General features: G+C 65.9%; 16 protein-coding genes. 11 read left to right on the top strand and 5 right to left on the bottom strand.

Annotated features, from left to right (window positions below; all coding sequences use genetic code 11):
* Positions 1-85 precede the first annotated feature (85 nt).
* Positions 86-1,270, top strand: a complete 1,185-nt coding sequence (locus tag ACSX1D_RS06390) for an MFS transporter (RefSeq protein WP_439861465.1) — start codon at positions 86-88, stop codon at positions 1,268-1,270.
* Positions 1,271-1,286: 16 nt separating this feature from the next.
* Here the strand turns inward: ACSX1D_RS06390 and ACSX1D_RS06395 are convergent, their stop codons facing one another.
* Positions 1,287-2,285 carry an AraC family transcriptional regulator gene (locus ACSX1D_RS06395; protein WP_439861466.1) on the bottom strand — a complete coding sequence of 333 codons (999 nt, stop codon included), beginning with the start codon at positions 2,283-2,285 and terminating at the stop codon, positions 1,287-1,289.
* Between the two features lie 231 nt (positions 2,286-2,516).
* On the opposite strand from ACSX1D_RS06395, the gene ACSX1D_RS06400 reads away from it, so the two are divergent.
* The 6 genes from ACSX1D_RS06400 (at position 2,517) to ACSX1D_RS06425 (ending at position 8,918) form a co-directional block, all read left to right on the top strand.
* The gene (locus ACSX1D_RS06400; protein ID WP_439861467.1) at positions 2,517-3,698 is read left to right on the top strand and encodes a CaiB/BaiF CoA transferase family protein; all 1,182 of its coding nucleotides are present in this window, start codon (positions 2,517-2,519) and stop codon (positions 3,696-3,698) included.
* Positions 3,699-3,892: 194 nt separating this feature from the next.
* Positions 3,893-5,356, top strand: coding sequence for a c-type cytochrome (locus ACSX1D_RS06405; RefSeq protein WP_439861468.1), 1,464 nt, complete (start codon positions 3,893-3,895; stop codon positions 5,354-5,356).
* 40 nt (positions 5,357-5,396) lie between these two features.
* Positions 5,397-7,172, top strand: coding sequence for a cytochrome c oxidase subunit I (gene ctaD / locus ACSX1D_RS06410; protein ID WP_439861469.1), 1,776 nt, complete (start codon positions 5,397-5,399; stop codon positions 7,170-7,172).
* The gene (locus ACSX1D_RS06415; protein ID WP_439861470.1) at positions 7,169-7,858 is read left to right on the top strand and encodes a cytochrome c oxidase subunit 3; all 690 of its coding nucleotides are present in this window, start codon (positions 7,169-7,171) and stop codon (positions 7,856-7,858) included. Before ctaD ends, ACSX1D_RS06415 begins: the two co-directional genes overlap by 4 nt.
* Positions 7,859-7,862: 4 nt before the next feature.
* The gene (locus ACSX1D_RS06420) at positions 7,863-8,579 is read left to right on the top strand and encodes a heme-copper oxidase subunit III family protein (protein WP_439861471.1); all 717 of its coding nucleotides are present in this window, start codon (positions 7,863-7,865) and stop codon (positions 8,577-8,579) included.
* 21 nt (positions 8,580-8,600) lie between these two features.
* The gene (locus ACSX1D_RS06425; protein WP_208709006.1) at positions 8,601-8,918 is read left to right on the top strand and encodes a cytochrome C oxidase subunit IV family protein; all 318 of its coding nucleotides are present in this window, start codon (positions 8,601-8,603) and stop codon (positions 8,916-8,918) included.
* Between the two features lie 54 nt (positions 8,919-8,972).
* On the opposite strand, the gene ACSX1D_RS06430 is transcribed toward ACSX1D_RS06425, so the two are convergent.
* Entirely contained in the window at positions 8,973-9,527 is a 555-nt protein-coding gene (locus ACSX1D_RS06430; RefSeq protein WP_208709008.1) for a magnesium transporter, read from the bottom strand.
* Positions 9,528-9,857: 330 nt separating this feature from the next.
* Here ACSX1D_RS06430 and ACSX1D_RS06435 point away from each other — a divergent pair, with 330 nt between their 5' ends.
* Positions 9,858-10,364: an O-acetyl-ADP-ribose deacetylase gene (locus tag ACSX1D_RS06435; RefSeq protein ID WP_439861472.1), complete on the top strand. Its 507-nt coding sequence runs from the start codon at positions 9,858-9,860 to the stop codon at positions 10,362-10,364.
* A 50-nt stretch (positions 10,365-10,414) separates the two neighbouring features.
* Here ACSX1D_RS06435 and ACSX1D_RS06440 read toward each other — a convergent pair whose 3' ends face one another.
* The 3 genes from ACSX1D_RS06440 to ACSX1D_RS06450 form a co-directional block, all read right to left on the bottom strand.
* Positions 10,415-10,909, bottom strand: coding sequence for a SprT family zinc-dependent metalloprotease (locus tag ACSX1D_RS06440; protein WP_439861473.1), 495 nt, complete (start codon positions 10,907-10,909; stop codon positions 10,415-10,417).
* Positions 10,910-11,023: 114 nt separating this feature from the next.
* Positions 11,024-11,623 carry a Yip1 family protein gene (locus tag ACSX1D_RS06445; RefSeq protein WP_208709014.1) on the bottom strand — a complete coding sequence of 200 codons (600 nt, stop codon included), beginning with the start codon at positions 11,621-11,623 and terminating at the stop codon, positions 11,024-11,026.
* A gap of 167 nt (positions 11,624-11,790) precedes the next feature.
* Complete coding sequence (locus ACSX1D_RS06450; protein ID WP_439861474.1) at positions 11,791-12,387, bottom strand: DNA-J related domain-containing protein; 597 nt, start codon at positions 12,385-12,387, stop codon at positions 11,791-11,793.
* 99 nt (positions 12,388-12,486) lie between these two features.
* On the opposite strand from ACSX1D_RS06450, the gene ttcA reads away from it, so the two are divergent.
* Genes ttcA through ACSX1D_RS06465 form a run of 3 tightly spaced genes read left to right on the top strand, consistent with a single transcriptional unit; the run spans position 12,487 to position 14,795 of the window.
* Complete coding sequence (gene ttcA, locus ACSX1D_RS06455) at positions 12,487-13,311, top strand: tRNA 2-thiocytidine(32) synthetase TtcA (RefSeq protein ID WP_208709019.1); 825 nt, start codon at positions 12,487-12,489, stop codon at positions 13,309-13,311.
* Positions 13,312-13,328: 17 nt separating this feature from the next.
* The gene (locus tag ACSX1D_RS06460; protein ID WP_439861475.1) at positions 13,329-14,000 is read left to right on the top strand and encodes a DNA-3-methyladenine glycosylase I; all 672 of its coding nucleotides are present in this window, start codon (positions 13,329-13,331) and stop codon (positions 13,998-14,000) included.
* 15 nt (positions 14,001-14,015) lie between these two features.
* Positions 14,016-14,795 carry an NAD-dependent deacylase gene (locus ACSX1D_RS06465; protein ID WP_439861476.1) on the top strand — a complete coding sequence of 260 codons (780 nt, stop codon included), beginning with the start codon at positions 14,016-14,018 and terminating at the stop codon, positions 14,793-14,795.
* The last annotated feature ends 28 nt before the right edge of the window (positions 14,796-14,823 follow it).

The raw sequence follows: 14,823 nt of genomic DNA on the forward strand, positions 1-14,823 counted from the left end.
TGTGGCGGCCGGGGGCCGTTAGAGCGTGGCTCCATGCTAGTCTTGCTCCGCGGCCTGCCTGTGGCCGGAATTGCGAGCCCCTGCGATGTCTACCTCCCCTGTCAGCGCGCACCTGCAGCGCGGTACCGGCGCCTATCGGCGCGCCACCCTGGCGCTGTTCTGCGCCGGCTTCGCCACCTTCGCCATGCTCTATTGCGTGCAGCCGCTGTTGCCGCAACTGGCCGCCGAGTTCTCGGTGTCGGCCGCGGCCAGCAGCCTGGCCCTGTCCCTGGCGACCCTGAGCCTGGCACTGTGCCTGCTGGTGTCCGGCGCCCTGGCCGAGAGCTGGGGGCGCAAGCCGGTGATGGCCGCCGCCCTGGCCCTGGCCAGCGTGCTGGGGCTCGGCTGTGCCCTGGTCGAAAGCTGGGACTACCTGTTGCTGCTGCGGGCGCTGCTCGGCCTGGCCCTGAGCGGCCTGCCGGCGCTGGCCATGGCCTATGTCGGCGAGGAGTTCGACCCGGCGGCACTGCCGGCGGCGATGGGCCTGTATATCGGCGGTACGGCGCTCGGCGGCCTGCTCGGCCGGCTGCTCGCCGGCGTGCTCAGCGACCTCGGCGGCTGGCACCTGGCCCTGGGCGGCATCGCCGGGCTGGGGCTGCTGGCGCTGGCGCTGTTCCTCTGGCTGCTGCCGCCCTCGCGGCATTTCCAGGCCCAGCCGCTGTCGCTGCGCGGCCTGCTCGGCAACTTCGCCCAGCACCTGGGCAACGCCGAGCTGCGCAGTCTGTTCCTGCTCGCCTTCCTGCTGATGGGCGGCTTCGTCGCGCTGTTCAACTACATCGGCTTTCGCCTGGCCCTGGCGCCGTTCAACCTGTCGGCGAGCGCCATCGGCCTGCTGTTCAGCGTCTACCTGCTGGGGATCTTCAGCGCCGGCTGGGCCGGCCGTCTGGTGCCGCGCTTCGGTGCTCGCCAGGTGCTGCAGGGCGGCATCGGCATCATGCTGCTCGGCGTGGTACTGTGCGCCACGCCCTGGCTGGCCGTGGTGGTGAGCGGCCTGGCGCTGTTCACCCTGGGCTTCTTCGCCGCCCATGCGGTGGCCAGCGGCCAGGTCGGCCAACGCGCCCAGGGCGCCAAGGCCCAGGCCTCGGCGCTGTACCTGTGCGCCTACTACCTGGGCTCCAGCCTGGTCGGCTATGTCGGCGGCTACGTCTGGCAGCACGGCGGCTGGCTGCCCCTGCTGGCGGTGCTGACGAGCCTGTTCCTGCTGGCCGCCTGGGGCGCGCGGCGCCTGTGACGGGCCGTGTCGGTGGCTAGTGTTCCTGGGCCCGGTAGGCGCCGGGGGTCAGTCCGGTCCACTTCTTGAACGCGCGGTGAAACGCCGAGGGCTCGGAGAAACCCAGCTGCTCGGCGATCGCCTGGATCGACAGCTCGTCGCGGCCCAGCTGGTAGATCGCCAGGTCGCAGCGCAGCTGGTCCTTCAATTCCTGGAAGCTCGAGCCTTCCTCGCGCAGGTGGCGGCGCAGGGTCGGCGGGCTCAGGTGCAGTTGGCGGGCGATGCCGTCCAGGTCCGGCCAATGCCGGCAGTCGCGGCCGAGCAGGCGGCGGATCTGGCCGGTCAGGCTGTCGCCGCCGTCGGGGCGCGCCAGCAGGTCGGCCGGCGAGCGCTCGAGGAAATGCTTGAGCGTGCGTTCGTCCTGCAGCAGCGGCATCGTCAGGTAGCGGGCGTGGAACAGCAGGCAGTTGGCGTCGGCGTCGAAGCGCCGGGGGCCGGGGAACAGCAAGGCATATTCGCCGGCGTGGGCCGGTGCGGCATAGGCGAAACGGGCCTGCTCCAGGCGGATGCGCTGGCCGATCAGCCAGCTGCCGAGGCGGTGCCAGATTACCAGCAGGCTCTCCAGCAGGAAATGGTCCGGGTCCCACAGGCTGGCGTCGTCCACGCTCAGGCGCGCCCAGTCGCCTTCGCGCTCGAGGCGGATGCGCGGCGCCTCGGGAAACAGCCCGTAGAACAGCGCGCCGCGGCTCAGGGCCTTGTCCAGGGTGCGGCAGTGGATGATTGCGTGGCACATCATGGCGAAGGTGCCGCGCCGGCTGCGCAGGCGCGCCAAGCCCAGGTACTCGTCGTCGAGTCGCTCCCAGAGCAGCTGCATCAAGCGGGCGAACTGCTCGGGAGCGATGCGCGCGCGCGGCTCGTCGAGCAGTGCCGGCTGGATCCCCGCCTGGCGCAGCAGTGCGGCGCCGTCCAGGCCCTGGCGCACGCCACCGCGCAGGGCGGCGCAGACGAAGTGGCTGGCGATGGTGCGTTCGCGCATGGGGGCAGGCTCCTGTTCAGGCCGCCGATGGTAGGCAGGCGGACCGCGGCAGGACAAGCCGGGCGAGCGAATGGGTCAATCGAGGCCGAGCGCCTGGGTCATTGAGCCGCCTGCCGGCGTTGCCTACTCTGCAGGGCTACTGTTCCGGGTAATGGCGCGTACGCACCGGCCCCGCCCGAACACTGTCGCCACCGGCACTGCCCAGTCCGGCCGCTGATCCGAGGAGTTGAAATGAACGGCCCGCTGTCCTCCCTGAAGATTCTCGATTTCTCCACCCTGCTGCCGGGGCCGTTCGCCTCTCTGTTGCTCGCCGACATGGGCGCCGAGGTGTTGCGCGTCGAGTCGCCCAGCCGCATGGACCTGGTGCGCGTGCTGCGGCCGCACGATGGCGGCGTCTCGGCCAGCCACGCCTATCTCAATCGCAACAAGCGCAGCATCGCCCTGGACCTCAAACGCGTCGAGGCGGTGGACATGGTCAAGCAGCTGGTGGGCGAGTACGACATCGTCCTCGAGCAGTTCCGCCCCGGGGTGATGGACAAGCTGGGGGTCGGCTATGCAGCGCTCAAGGCGGTCAACCCGCGGCTGATCTACGTGTCGATCACCGGCTATGGCCAGACCGGGCCCTACAAGGACCGCGCCGGCCACGACATCAACTACCTGGCCCTGGCCGGCCTCGCCAGCTACAGCGGGCGGCGCGACAGCGGTCCGCTGCCCCTCGGCGTGCAACTGGCGGATATCGCCGGCGGCTCGCTGCACGGGGTGATGGGCCTGCTGGCGGCGGTGATCCAGCGCCAGGTCACGGGGCAGGGGCAGCAGGTCGACGTGAGCATGACCGACTGCGCCTTCAGCCTGCACGGCATGGCCGGTGCCGGCTACCTGGCCGCCGGCGTCGAGCCGCAGATGGAAAGCCAGGTGCTCAATGGCGGCAGCTTCTACGATTACTACCGCACCCGTGATGGGCGCTGGCTGTCGGTCGGCAGCCTGGAACCGCAGTTCATGCAGCGATTCTGCGCGGTCATCGGCCGCCCCGAACTGGCCGGGCGCGGGCTGTCGGCCGATCCCGCCGAGCAGCGAGCGCTCAAGCGCGAGATCGAAGCCGAGATCGCCAGGCGTGACTTCGCCGAATGGAACCGGCTGTTCGCTGCCGAGGATGCCTGCGTCGAGCCGATGCTGAACCTCTCCGAGGCCGTCGAGCATCCCCAGCTCAAGGCCCGTCAGTTGGTCACCGAGGTGCCGCGCGAGGATGCGCCGCCACAGAGGCAGATCGCCTGCCCGATCAAGTTCTCCGGCGGACTGCCCGCGCCGCGGCACATCGGCGCCGCGCTCGGCGCGCACACCGATCAGGTGCTGAGCGAACTGGGCTATGCGCCGGAACGGATCGCCGAACTCAGGGCCAGCAAGGTCATCGCCTGAATCCTCCGCGACCGCGGTGGCCACGGCCGAAAGTGGTCGCTGCGGCCCTGCACTATACTTTTGCAGGCGCTGCCCCCGGCAGTGCCGACGCTGGCTTGCGCCGTTGGGGGATAGGCCGAGATTGATTGCAGGCCGCTGTTGCTCAGTGCGGCCCGGGTCTTGCCCGGTGCCAACGCAGACAGGATGAAAAGACAATGGCAATTGCAATTATCTTGATTCTAATCGTCGTCGCGTCGGTGCTGTTCCACCTGCTCAGCCCCTGGCACCTGACCCCCGCGGTGTCCAACTGGGGCTCGATAGACGCCACGCTGCTGATCACCCTGGTCATCACCGGAATCTTCTTTGTCGCCGTGACCCTGTTCATGGCGGTGGCGGTCATCCGCTTCCGTCACCGCGAGGGCCGGCGGGCGACCTATGAGCCGGAAAACAAGAAGCTCGAGTGGTGGCTGATCGGCGTCACCAGCGTGGGTATCGTCGGCATGCTGGCCCCGGGGCTGGTGGTTTACGACGACTTCGTCAGGGTGCCCGAGGAGGCCCATGAGCTGGAGGTGGTCGCCCAGCAGTGGCAGTGGGCATTTCGCTTTCCCGGTGCCGACGGCCAGTTGGGCAAGTCGGACGTCAAGCATATCGACGCCGGCAACCCGCTGGGGATCGACCCCGGCGACCCAGCCGGGCAGGACGACGTGCTGGTCAAGAGCAACGAAGTGCGCCTGCCCCTCGGGCGTCCGGTCAAGGTGCTGCTGCGTTCCAAGGACGTGCTGCACAATTTCTATATCCCGCAGATCCGCAGCAAGATGGACATGGTTCCGGGCATGGTCTCCTACTTCTGGTTTACCCCGACCCAGACCGGCAAGTACGAGGTGCTCTGTGCCGAATACTGTGGCGTTGGCCACTACAACATGCGCGGCTTCCTGCGCGTCGAGCCGGCGGCGGCGTTCGAGCAATGGCTCGGCGCCCAGCCGACCTTCGCCCAGTCCCTGGCCGCGGCGGCCAAGCCGGGCCGGGACGACCTGCTGGAGCAGGGCCGTACGCTCGCCCAGAGCCATGGTTGCCTGGCCTGCCACAGCCTGGATGGCAGCGCCAGCCTCGGGCCAGGCTGGCTGGGGCTGTATGGCAAGACCGAGACCCTGGCCGACGGCAGCAGCGTCGTTGTCGATGAGGCCTATCTGAAGGAGTCGATCATCGATCCCAAGGCCAGGATGGTGCAGGGCTATCCGCCGGTGATGGTGGCCTATTCGTTCGCCGAGGACGAACTGGACGCCCTGGTCGCGTTGATCAAGTCGCTGAGCGGCGTGCCGGCCGCCGAACCCGCAGGTGACGACGGCGCGGCCAGGGATGCGGTCAGCCACGGGCGCCAGGTGGCCGAATCCCTCGGCTGCCTGGCGTGCCATAGCCTCGAGGGCAGCCCGCGCGTCGGGCCCGGTTGGCAAGGCTTGTATGGCAAGACCGAGACCCTGGTCGACGGCACCCAGGTGCGGGTCGATGAGGCCTACCTAAAAGAGTCTATCCTTAACCCCAACAGCCAGGTCGTCAGAGGCTACGCGCCGATGATGCCGGCCTATACCCCGAGCGACGAGGAGTTGCAGGCGCTGATCGCCCTGATCAGCTCCCTGACGGACAGCAATGCTGATGCCGGCAAGGTGGAGTCGGGAGAGTAGCCCCAGGCGCTCCCCCTGAACTTCACAGGAGGGTGATTCGATGGCCTATGCGGAGCAAGCCGAGACGGCGCTGCTTCACGAGCCGAAAAGCTTCCTGACCCGCTACATCTGGAGCCAGGACCACAAGGTCATCGCCATTCAATATGCGCTGACGGCGATCTTCGTCGGCCTCATCGCCCTGGTGCTGTCCGGCCTGATGCGCATGCAGATCGGCTTCCCCGGCAGCCTCGAATTCATGGACGCCAGCGCCTATTACCAGGCCATGACCATGCACGGCATGATCATGGTCATCTATCTGCTCACCGCGCTGTTTCTCGGCGGCTTCGGCAACTACCTGATCCCGCTGATGGTAGGGGCCCGGGACATGGTCTTCCCCTACGTCAACATGCTCAGCTACTGGTTCTACCTGCTCTCGGTGATCGTCCTGCTGGCCAGTTTCTTCGTCCCGGGCGGCCCCAGCGGCGCGGGCTGGACCCTCTATCCGCCCCAGGCCATCACCGCGGGTTCGCCGGGCACCGAGTGGGGCATCGTGCTGATGCTGGTGTCCCTGGCGATCTTCATCGTCGCCGCCACCATGGGCGGCCTCAACTACGTGACCACGGTGCTGCAGGCGCGCACCCACGGCATGACCCTGATGCGCATGCCGCTGTCGGTGTGGGGCATCTTCATGGCCTCGATCCTCGCCTTGCTGGCGTTCCCGGCCCTGTTCGTCAGCGCTGTGATGATGCTGTTCGACAAGTTGCTGGGCACCAGCTTCTTCATGCCGGCGATCGTCTCCCTGGGCCAGGCGCTGGATCACCAGGGCGGCAGCCCGATCCTGTTCCAGCACCTGTTCTGGTTCTTCGGCCACCCGGAGGTGTACATAGTCGCGTTGCCGGCCTTCGGCCTGGTTTCCGACCTGATCAGCACCCATGCGCGCAAGAACATCTTCGGCTACCGCATGATGGTCTGGGCGATCGTGGCGATCGGCGTGCTCAGTTTCGTGGTATGGGCGCACCACATGTACGTCAGCGGCATGAACCCCTACTTCGGCTTCTTCTTCGCCACCACCACCCTGATCATCGCGGTGCCGACCGCGCTGAAGGTCTACAACTGGGTGCTGACCCTGTGGCGTGGCGACATTCACCTGACCGTGCCCATGCTGTTCGCCCTGGCGTTCATCGTCACCTTCGTGGTCGGCGGCCTGACCGGCTTGTTCCTCGGCAACGTGATCGTCGACATTCCCCTGTCGGACACCTATTTCGTGGTCGCCCACTTCCACATGGTCATGGGCGTCGCGCCTATCCTGGTGGTGTTCGGTGCCATCTATCACTGGTACCCGAAGATCACCGGGCGCCTGCTCGACGACCGCCTGGGCAAGCTGCATTTCTGGATCACCTTCCTCGGCACCTATGCCATCTACTTCCCCATGCACTACCTGGGCTTCCTGGGCATGCCGCGGCGCTACTACGCCTACGAGAACTACGAGTTCATCCCGCAGTCGGCCCAGGACCTCAATGCCTTCATCACGGTGGCGGCGCTGACCGTCGGCGTGGCCCAGCTGTTGTTCCTGTTCAACCTGGCCTGGAGCCTGTTCAAGGGCAAGCCGGCCGGGGCCAACCCCTGGGGCGCCACCAGCCTGGAGTGGCTGACCCCGGACACGCCGCCGCGACACGGCAACTGGGGTGCCAGGCTGCCGGTGGTGCACCGCTGGGCCTATGACTACAGCATGCCGAGCGTCGAGCAGGACTTCGTGCCGCAGACGGTGTCGGATGAGGAACTCAAGCAGTGGCGCCAGCGTGACGGCGCCGACCGGCAGGAGGGCGCCAGTCCATGAGCGGGCTGTTGTTGCGCGACGCGGCCGGTGGCGACCCGGGTGGGGGCTGGGGCCACGCGCCTGGCCCGTTGCAGGGTTTCGACGAGGCCCGGGCGCGGACCGCCCGGGTCGGCCTGCGCCTGTTCCTGGCGGTGGTCAGCTCGCTGTTCCTGCTGTTCCTGATCGCCTTTATCGTCCGTTCGCAGGTGCCCGACTGGCAGCCCCTGACCGAGCCGCTGGCGCCCTTGGCCCAGCCCTGGCAGCTGTGGTTGAACTCGGCCTTTCTGCTCGCCGCCAGCATCGCCTTGCAATGGGCGCGGGTGGCGGTCGGGCGCGGGCAAGCCGCGGCGACGAGCCTGGGCTTCGGGCTGGGCGGGCTATTCGCCCTGGCCTTCCTGGTTGGCCAGCTGTGGGTCTGGCAGCAGTTCGCCGCCTGGGGCTATGGCGTGGCGGGCAACCCGGCCAACAGCTTCTTCTTCCTGCTGACCGGCCTGCATGGCCTGCACCTGCTGGGCGGGCTGGTCGCCTGGGGGCGAACCCTGGGCAAAATGCTGCGCCGAGCGCCGGCCAGGCAGCTGCAAAGCAGTGTGGAGTTGTGCGCCATCTATTGGCACTACCTGCTGGGCCTCTGGCTGCTGCTGTTCGCCTTGCTGACCAGCACGCCGGCAACCTATCAAGCCATCGCTGCGTTCTGCGGCTTGAGGTGATGCCATGGCCATCCAGTCGCCACCGTCAGGTGAACCCCGTGAATCAGCGCTGAAGTCGGCCGAGGGTTCGGCGCCCGGATGGTCGGGGATCGTCGGTGACTGGGCCTCGGACAAGGATGCGTTCAAGCAGGTGTCCTGGGGCAAGGCGATGATGTGGATCTTCCTGCTCAGCGATACCTTCGTGTTCACCTGCTTCCTCACCGGCTACATGTCGGTGCGCATCAGTGCCACCGAGCCCTGGCCGCATGCCAGCGAGGTGTTCGCCCTGACCATAGCCGGTGCCGAGATCCCGCTGATCCTGATCGCCATCATGACCTTCGTGTTGATCACCAGCAGCGGCACCATGGCCATGGCGGTGAACTTCGCCTACCGACGCGACCGCGCCAAGACCGCCGCGCTGATGCTGGTCACCGCGGCCTTCGGGCTGGCCTTCGTCGGCATGCAGGCCTTCGAGTGGAGCAAGCTGATCAGCGAAGGGGTCAGACCCTGGGGCAATCCCATGGGCGCCGCACAGTTCGGCGCGAGTTTCTTCATGATCACTGGCTTTCACGGTCTGCACGTGTCGATCGGGGTGATCTACCTGAGCATTGTGGCGCTGAAGGTGCTGCGCGGAGATTACGAGCGCTCCGGCAACTACCAGATCGTCGAGATCGCCGGGCTCTACTGGCACTTCGTCGACCTGGTGTGGGTGTTTATCTTTGCATTCTTCTATCTATGGTGACGTTCTAGAGGAGCCCGGGCGATGGCGCATGCACAGGGCCAGCAACATCCGATCGGCCTGTATCTGAAGATATGGGGGCTGTTGTTCGTCCTCAGTACCCTGTCCTACCTGGTCGACTACTTCCATTTCGTCGGCTACCTGCGCTGGTCGCTGATCATCATCTTCATGCTGCTCAAGGCGGGACTGATCGTGGCCATTTTCATGCACATGGCCTGGGAGCGGCTGGCGATGGTCTACGCCATACTGGTGCCGCCACTGTGCCTGCTGGTGCTGGTCGGGCTGATGGCCGCCGAGGCGGACTACATCTTTCTGAGTCGGGAGCTGTTCTTCGGCCACTGACGCGCCTCCCAGGTGACCGCGTGGGTCACCCAGGGAAGGCTGGCGGCGGGCAGGCTAGATGGTGCGCTTGAACTGGTGCCACTTCTGCTGCCAGGCGACTATCCAGTGTGGTGAAGCGGCGCCGGTGCCGGCATCGACCAGGGACGGGTGATGCTGGATGACGCGATCCAGAATCGACTCCTGCTCCGGCTCGACATCGACGAAAAACACATGTTTGCCTTCCTTGAGCTTCTGCCGGAAGCCGCGGAAGTGGGCGTTCGGCACCTGGATGCCGAAGAAGCCGCCTTCCCAGGTGCAGAAGCCGAACAGCACGATGGCCAGGAAGATGAAGGGAACCCAGCCGGCCGCCGACTCGGTCCAGCCCAGCAGGTAGGCACCGCCGAGTACCACGGCGGCCAGCACCGCACCGATCGCCGCGCCGATTTCACCGGAGTGCACCACGTCCTGCTTCATGAAGGAGGGCACCTCGTGCAGCTGGTGATGCTCCACGTCGGCGTCCTTCTCGCTGAGTACATGGATCTGTTCGGTACTGATGCCGCTGGCTTCCAGCTCGTTTTCAACGGTTTCAAGATCGTCGAGATCGTCACTGATGTAATAGTGTCGATTCATGACACACCTCCCATCTAGTGTTTGCCCCAGATCCCCGCCATCTAGAAGCCGATAGGTGAAAAATCGCAGTGGGCGCTCGCCGCCGTGGAACGGGTAGCGCACCTGCTGCAGTCGACCAAAAGTATAGCACCGCAATCTCGGCGCCCCGGCCGCCTCCAGCCGTCGGGGAGGGCCATGGCGTCGAGGCCTCACTTGTGGCTCTCGGGCCAGGAATTGCGCGGTAGCGGCCGGTCGCGGTAGGTGGTTGGGCTGGGCTGATCTGCGCACGGCGAGGCGGCCAGGGGCCGCTAAACTTGTCTGAGGTGCAAGTCTCCGGAGGTCAGTCAGTTCATGCCAGCCAAGCTCAGTGCCATGCGCGCCGATATCGCCACCCTGTCTGTGGACGCCATAGTCAATGCCGCGAACAGCGCCCTGGCTGGAGGCGGCGGCGTCGACGGTGCCATTCACCGGGCCGCCGGACCGGAGTTGTCGCAGGCCTGCCGACAGCTGGGGGGCTGTCCGACCGGAGAAGCCAGGCTTACCCCAGGCTTCAATTTGCCGGCCAAGTACATCATCCACACCGTCGGCCCGGTCTGGAGCGGCGGCGAGCGGGGCGAACCGGAGCTGCTGGCGTCCTGCTACCGCAACTCGCTGGCGCTGGCGGCCAGTCATGAGGTGCGCAGAATCGCCTTTCCCAGCATCGGTACGGGGGTCTACGGCTATCCGGTCGACCTGGCCGCGCGGACCGCCGTCGGCACGGTGCGTGAGACGGTGCGGGAGCTGCCCTCGATCGAGGAAGTGATCTTCTGCTGCTTTTCGGCCGGCGACCTGCAGGTCTACCAGCGCCTGCTCGGTTAGCCTGTCGCTCGGTACAGGGGCGGGTCAGGAGTTGGGCATAAGCCGCGAACTCACTCCAGGCGTCGCTCGCCGGTGAAACTCAGGGTCGCCTTGCAGCGCCGGCAGTAGTAGCGGCGACCCTTGGCGACCAGGCTGTGGCGCTGCGAGGAAAACGGGAACTCGCCCTGGGGGCAGCTGCAGCGGTAGATGAAGCGACTGACCTGACGGCGCTGCACTTCGTAGTTGTGGCAGCGATTGGGCGGTAATTGGTAAACGCCGCGCATGATCAGCTGCCACTCCTCGCCATGGGCCCTGATATTCGCGCCGAACAGCTGGTGGGCGATCAGGTGGGCCACTTCGTGGGCCACGGTCTGGCGCAGGAAGTCCTCCTGATTCTCACGGTACAGCTGCGGGTTGAAACGCAGCTTGTTCTCCGTCAGGTGGGCGACTCCGGCCTTCTGCCCGCGCAGCTTGAAACTCACCTCGGGGCGGCTGAAGGCGCGCTTGAAGAAGCTTTCGGCCTGCAGGTAGCAGGCCTCGACGCGGGCATGGAGACGTTCGGGCATGGTGGTGGCTTCTCGGCTGTGCCGGGCGATTATGCCCAAGCATGGCGCCTGCGGCAGCCCGGAAACGACGAAACCACCCGCAGGTGGTTTCGTCTTGTTGCCCCGATCAGCAGTTTAGCTGGTGTACACCGGGCCCACGCCGAAGCCCCAGAGGATCACCGAGCAGGCGATCATCGCCACCAGCACCACCAGCCCCACCGCCAGTACCGAGCTGGAGAACATGAAGCCCTCGTCCTTGGGAATGTTCATGAAGGTCGGTATGCCCACGTAGAGCAGGTAGACGGTGTAGCAGATGGCGACCGTGCCCACCGTCATGGCCAGCCACAGGTGCGGGTAGAGCGCCGCCAGGCCGCCGACGAACAGCGGGGTGGCGGTGTACGCGGCGAATACCACGCATTGGGTCAGGCTCGGGCTGGCGTCGTAGGTCCGTGCCATCCAGTGGATGAAGGCGCCCATCACCGCGACGCCGGCGAGCATTGCCAGGTAAGACATGATGGTCATTTGCAACGCACTGGCTTCGGTCAGCATCACCGGGGCTCGGTCGCCGATCGACCAGCCGACCTGGGTGGTGCCGATATACGCGGAGATCGCGGGGATCGCTGCGAGAACCAGGATGTGGGTGAGATACATGTGGCTGATGGTTTCTTCCTCGCCACGGATTTCTTGCCATTCTTGGTCAGGATGGGTGAAGAGCCCCCAAACATGGTGGATCATGCCATACACCTCCTCTTGTTATAGCGATCGCCCCCCAGCGGAGCGCCCGGCGCGCGTGAGCAGCGCCACCGGGTGCCAGGCCGAACCTATGCGACCGTATGTCGCAGTATAGGCAAGGGCTGGAGACCACGAGGGGGGAGGAGTTAGAGCAAATTGATCTCTACGGATCAGTTGTAATAGCGCTCTAGAATTTCCATTGCCTTGTTGATCGACTGCAGCCGCTCTGTGTTGCCGCCGCGGTCGGGGTGGTGGAGGCTGACCAGTTGGCGGTAGCGGTGCTTGATGGTGGCGAGGTTGAGCGGCTGCTGATGATCGTGCAGCTCGAACAGCTCCAGCGCCGCCTGCTTCTCTTCGCCACCCTGCATGCGCGTCCAGAAGCTGGTGAGCAGCTTCTCCACGTCGTCCGCGTCGGTATTGCGCAGGTTGTCCAGGTCCAGATAGTAGTCGCGCAGCGGGTCGTGCTCGGCGAGCCCGGCGCCGCCGGCGCGGTAGGGTTGCAGCTGGACGCACAGCGGGTTGATTTCCAGGTGACCGCGGCGCTCGTCCCACAGGCGCTCACGCAGCAGGTAGAGGGCGTTGAATACCAGGAAGTGGGTGCGAAACAGGATTAGGTTGTCGAGCAGCGGAAGGTTGGGGATATGGGTCGAGTGGCCGCCTTTCAATTGCTGGATCAGCTCGTATTCGCTGAGACCGGCAGGCGCGTCCTGCAGCAGTTGCAGGATCTGATCGACCAATTCGAGGTCGGGATCGAGTTCATCATTCATGTTTTCAGCCTAACACTTCGCCACTAATGGGGTGGGGCGCACCGCGGTTTCTGCGTAAAATGTCGCGTTCTAGCACTTCTTTCCGGACTCCAGCGCACCATGGGCACCCTCTCGGTCAACCAGAACAAACTGCAAAAGCGCCTGCGTCGTCAGGCCGGCGAAGCCATTGCCGATTTCAACATGATAGAAGATGGCGACAAGGTCATGGTCTGCCTGTCCGGCGGCAAGGACAGCTACACCATGCTCGACGTGTTGCTGTACCTGCAGAAGGTCGCGCCGATCAAGTTCGAGATAGTCGCGGTGAACATGGACCAGAAGCAGCCGGGCTTCCCCGAACACGTGCTGCCGGCCTACCTGGAGTCCATCGGCGTGCCCTACCACATCGTCGAGAAGGACACCTACTCGGTGGTCAAGGAGAAGATCCCGGAGGGCAAGACCACCTGCTCGCTGTGCTCGCGCCTGCGCCGCGGCACCCTGTACACCTTCGCCGACGAGATCGGCGCGACCAAGATGGCCCTGGGACATCACCGCGACGATATCCTCGAGACGTTCTTCCTCAACATGTTCTACGGCGGCACCCTCAAGGCCATGCCGCCGAAGCTGCGCGCCGACGACGGGCGCAACGTGGTGATCCGCCCGCTGGCCTACTGCAACGAGGCCGACATCGAGGCTTACGCAAAGCTCAAGGAGTTTCCGATCATCCCCTGCAACCTCTGCGGCTCCCAGGAGAACCTGCAGCGCAAGGTGGTCAAGGAAATGCTCCAGGAGTGGGAGCGCAAGACCCCGGGGCGCACCGAGATCATGTTCCGCGCCCTGCAGAACGTGGTGCCCTCGCAACTGGCCGACCGCAACCTGTTCGACTTCGTCAACCTGAAGATCGACGACGCCGCCACGCCGCGCTTTCTCGACGTGATGAACCTCTGAGCCGGCAAGGACAGCCCATGCGCGACTATCAATGGCTCAACGAGTACTGCCTGAACCGCTTCGGCTCGGCCGCCGCCCTGGAGGCCATGCTGCCGCAGCCGGCCAGCGCCGAGGAGCTGCGCGGGCTGGGCGACGACCGCTACCTGTCGCTGATCAGCCTGCGGATCTTTCGCGCCGGTCTCAAGCACAGCCTGGTGGACGCCAAGTGGGCGGCCTTCGAGGAGGTGTTCTTCGGCTTCGACCCGGAAAAGGTCGTGCTGATGGGCGGCGAGCGCCTGGAGAACCTGATGCAGGACGCGCGGCTGATTCGCCATCTGGGCAAGCTCAAGAGCGTGCCGCGTAACGCCCAGTTCATCCTCGATGAGCGGCGGGAAAAGGGCCGCTTCGGCGCCTTGATCGCCGACTGGCCGGTGACCGACATCGTCGGGCTGTGGAAGTACCTGGCCAAGCACGGCAGCCAGCTGGGCGGGTTGTCGGCGCCACGCCTCCTGCGCATGGTCGGCAAGGACACCTTCATCCCGACCAGCGACATGGTCGCCGCACTCAAGGCTCAGGAGTTCATCGACAAGGCGCCGACCAGCCTCAAGGACCTGGCCGCGGTGCAGGCGGCGTTCAACCACTGGCACGCACAGAGCGGTCGGCCGCTGTGCCAGCTGTCGGTGATGCTGGCGCACACGGTCAATCACTGAGGTCGGGGGCGGGCGATGCAGCAGCAGATCGAGCGTGTCGCCCTGGCCATCGCCCTGGCCAAGCGCGTCCTGGTCATCACCGGTGCCGGCCTTTCCGCCGACTCGGGTCTGCCGACCTATCGCGGTCTTGGCGGCCTGTACAATGGCCACACGGCCGAGGGGCTGTCGATCGAGGCGGCGCTGTCGGGGCCGATGCTGCAACGGGATCCGGCGCTGTGCTGGAAGTACCTGGCGGAGCTGGGCAGGGCCTGTCTCGGCGCCCGGGCCAATGCCGGCCACCTGGCCATCGCCGAGCTGCAGCAGCTCAAACCGCAGTGCTGGTTGCTGACCCAGAATATCGACGGTTACCACCGTGCCGCCGGTAGTCCGCCCGAGCGGTTGATCGAGATCCACGGCGAGCTGGCCCCGTTGTTCTGTCAGTCCTGCGGGGCGGAAGATGCCGAGCTGGCCGAGCATCTGGAGCGGCCGCTGCCACCGCGTTGCCGGCAGTGCGGCGGCATCCTGCGCCCGCCCGTGGTGCTGTTCGAGGAAATGCTGCCGGAAGCTGCCATTGCCAGCCTCTACGCCGAGCTGGGCAAGGGCTTCGATCTAGTGTTGAGCGTCGGCACCAGTGCCAGCTTTCCCTACATAATCGAGCCGGTGCTGCGCACCCGCGAGGGCGGCGGCCTGACCGTGGAGATCAACCCGGGCCGCACCGACCTGAGCGATGAGGTGGATGTTCGCCTGCAAGGGCGGGCCTTAGATGTCCTGCCAGAACTACTGAGTCACATTTCTGCCCAAGGAAATTGCAAATAGGAGCGAGTGAGGGCATAGTCGCCGCCAC

The organism is Pseudomonas sp. MBLB4136 (assembly GCF_051904765.1).
Lineage (GTDB): Bacteria > Pseudomonadota > Gammaproteobacteria > Pseudomonadales > Pseudomonadaceae > Aquipseudomonas.

What these genes read in the sequence shown, in the direction of transcription:
- ACSX1D_RS06390 (WP_439861465.1), top strand. Translation starts at nt 86, where the DNA reads ATGTCTACCTCCCCTGTCAGCGCGCACCTGCAGCGCGGTACCGGCGCC.
- ACSX1D_RS06395 (WP_439861466.1), bottom strand. Translation starts at nt 2,285, where the DNA reads ATGCGCGAACGCACCATCGCCAGCCACTTCGTCTGCGCCGCCCTGCGC.
- ACSX1D_RS06400 (WP_439861467.1), top strand. Translation starts at nt 2,517, where the DNA reads ATGAACGGCCCGCTGTCCTCCCTGAAGATTCTCGATTTCTCCACCCTG.
- ACSX1D_RS06405 (WP_439861468.1), top strand. Translation starts at nt 3,893, where the DNA reads ATGGCAATTGCAATTATCTTGATTCTAATCGTCGTCGCGTCGGTGCTG.
- ctaD (WP_439861469.1), top strand. Translation starts at nt 5,397, where the DNA reads ATGGCCTATGCGGAGCAAGCCGAGACGGCGCTGCTTCACGAGCCGAAA.
- ACSX1D_RS06415 (WP_439861470.1), top strand. Translation starts at nt 7,169, where the DNA reads ATGAGCGGGCTGTTGTTGCGCGACGCGGCCGGTGGCGACCCGGGTGGG.
- ACSX1D_RS06420 (WP_439861471.1), top strand. Translation starts at nt 7,863, where the DNA reads ATGGCCATCCAGTCGCCACCGTCAGGTGAACCCCGTGAATCAGCGCTG.
- ACSX1D_RS06425 (WP_208709006.1), top strand. Translation starts at nt 8,601, where the DNA reads ATGGCGCATGCACAGGGCCAGCAACATCCGATCGGCCTGTATCTGAAG.
- ACSX1D_RS06430 (WP_208709008.1), bottom strand. Translation starts at nt 9,527, where the DNA reads ATGAATCGACACTATTACATCAGTGACGATCTCGACGATCTTGAAACC.
- ACSX1D_RS06435 (WP_439861472.1), top strand. Translation starts at nt 9,858, where the DNA reads ATGCCAGCCAAGCTCAGTGCCATGCGCGCCGATATCGCCACCCTGTCT.
- ACSX1D_RS06440 (WP_439861473.1), bottom strand. Translation starts at nt 10,909, where the DNA reads ATGCCCGAACGTCTCCATGCCCGCGTCGAGGCCTGCTACCTGCAGGCC.
- ACSX1D_RS06445 (WP_208709014.1), bottom strand. Translation starts at nt 11,623, where the DNA reads ATGATCCACCATGTTTGGGGGCTCTTCACCCATCCTGACCAAGAATGG.
- ACSX1D_RS06450 (WP_439861474.1), bottom strand. Translation starts at nt 12,387, where the DNA reads ATGAATGATGAACTCGATCCCGACCTCGAATTGGTCGATCAGATCCTG.
- ttcA (WP_208709019.1), top strand. Translation starts at nt 12,487, where the DNA reads ATGGGCACCCTCTCGGTCAACCAGAACAAACTGCAAAAGCGCCTGCGT.
- ACSX1D_RS06460 (WP_439861475.1), top strand. Translation starts at nt 13,329, where the DNA reads ATGCGCGACTATCAATGGCTCAACGAGTACTGCCTGAACCGCTTCGGC.
- ACSX1D_RS06465 (WP_439861476.1), top strand. Translation starts at nt 14,016, where the DNA reads ATGCAGCAGCAGATCGAGCGTGTCGCCCTGGCCATCGCCCTGGCCAAG.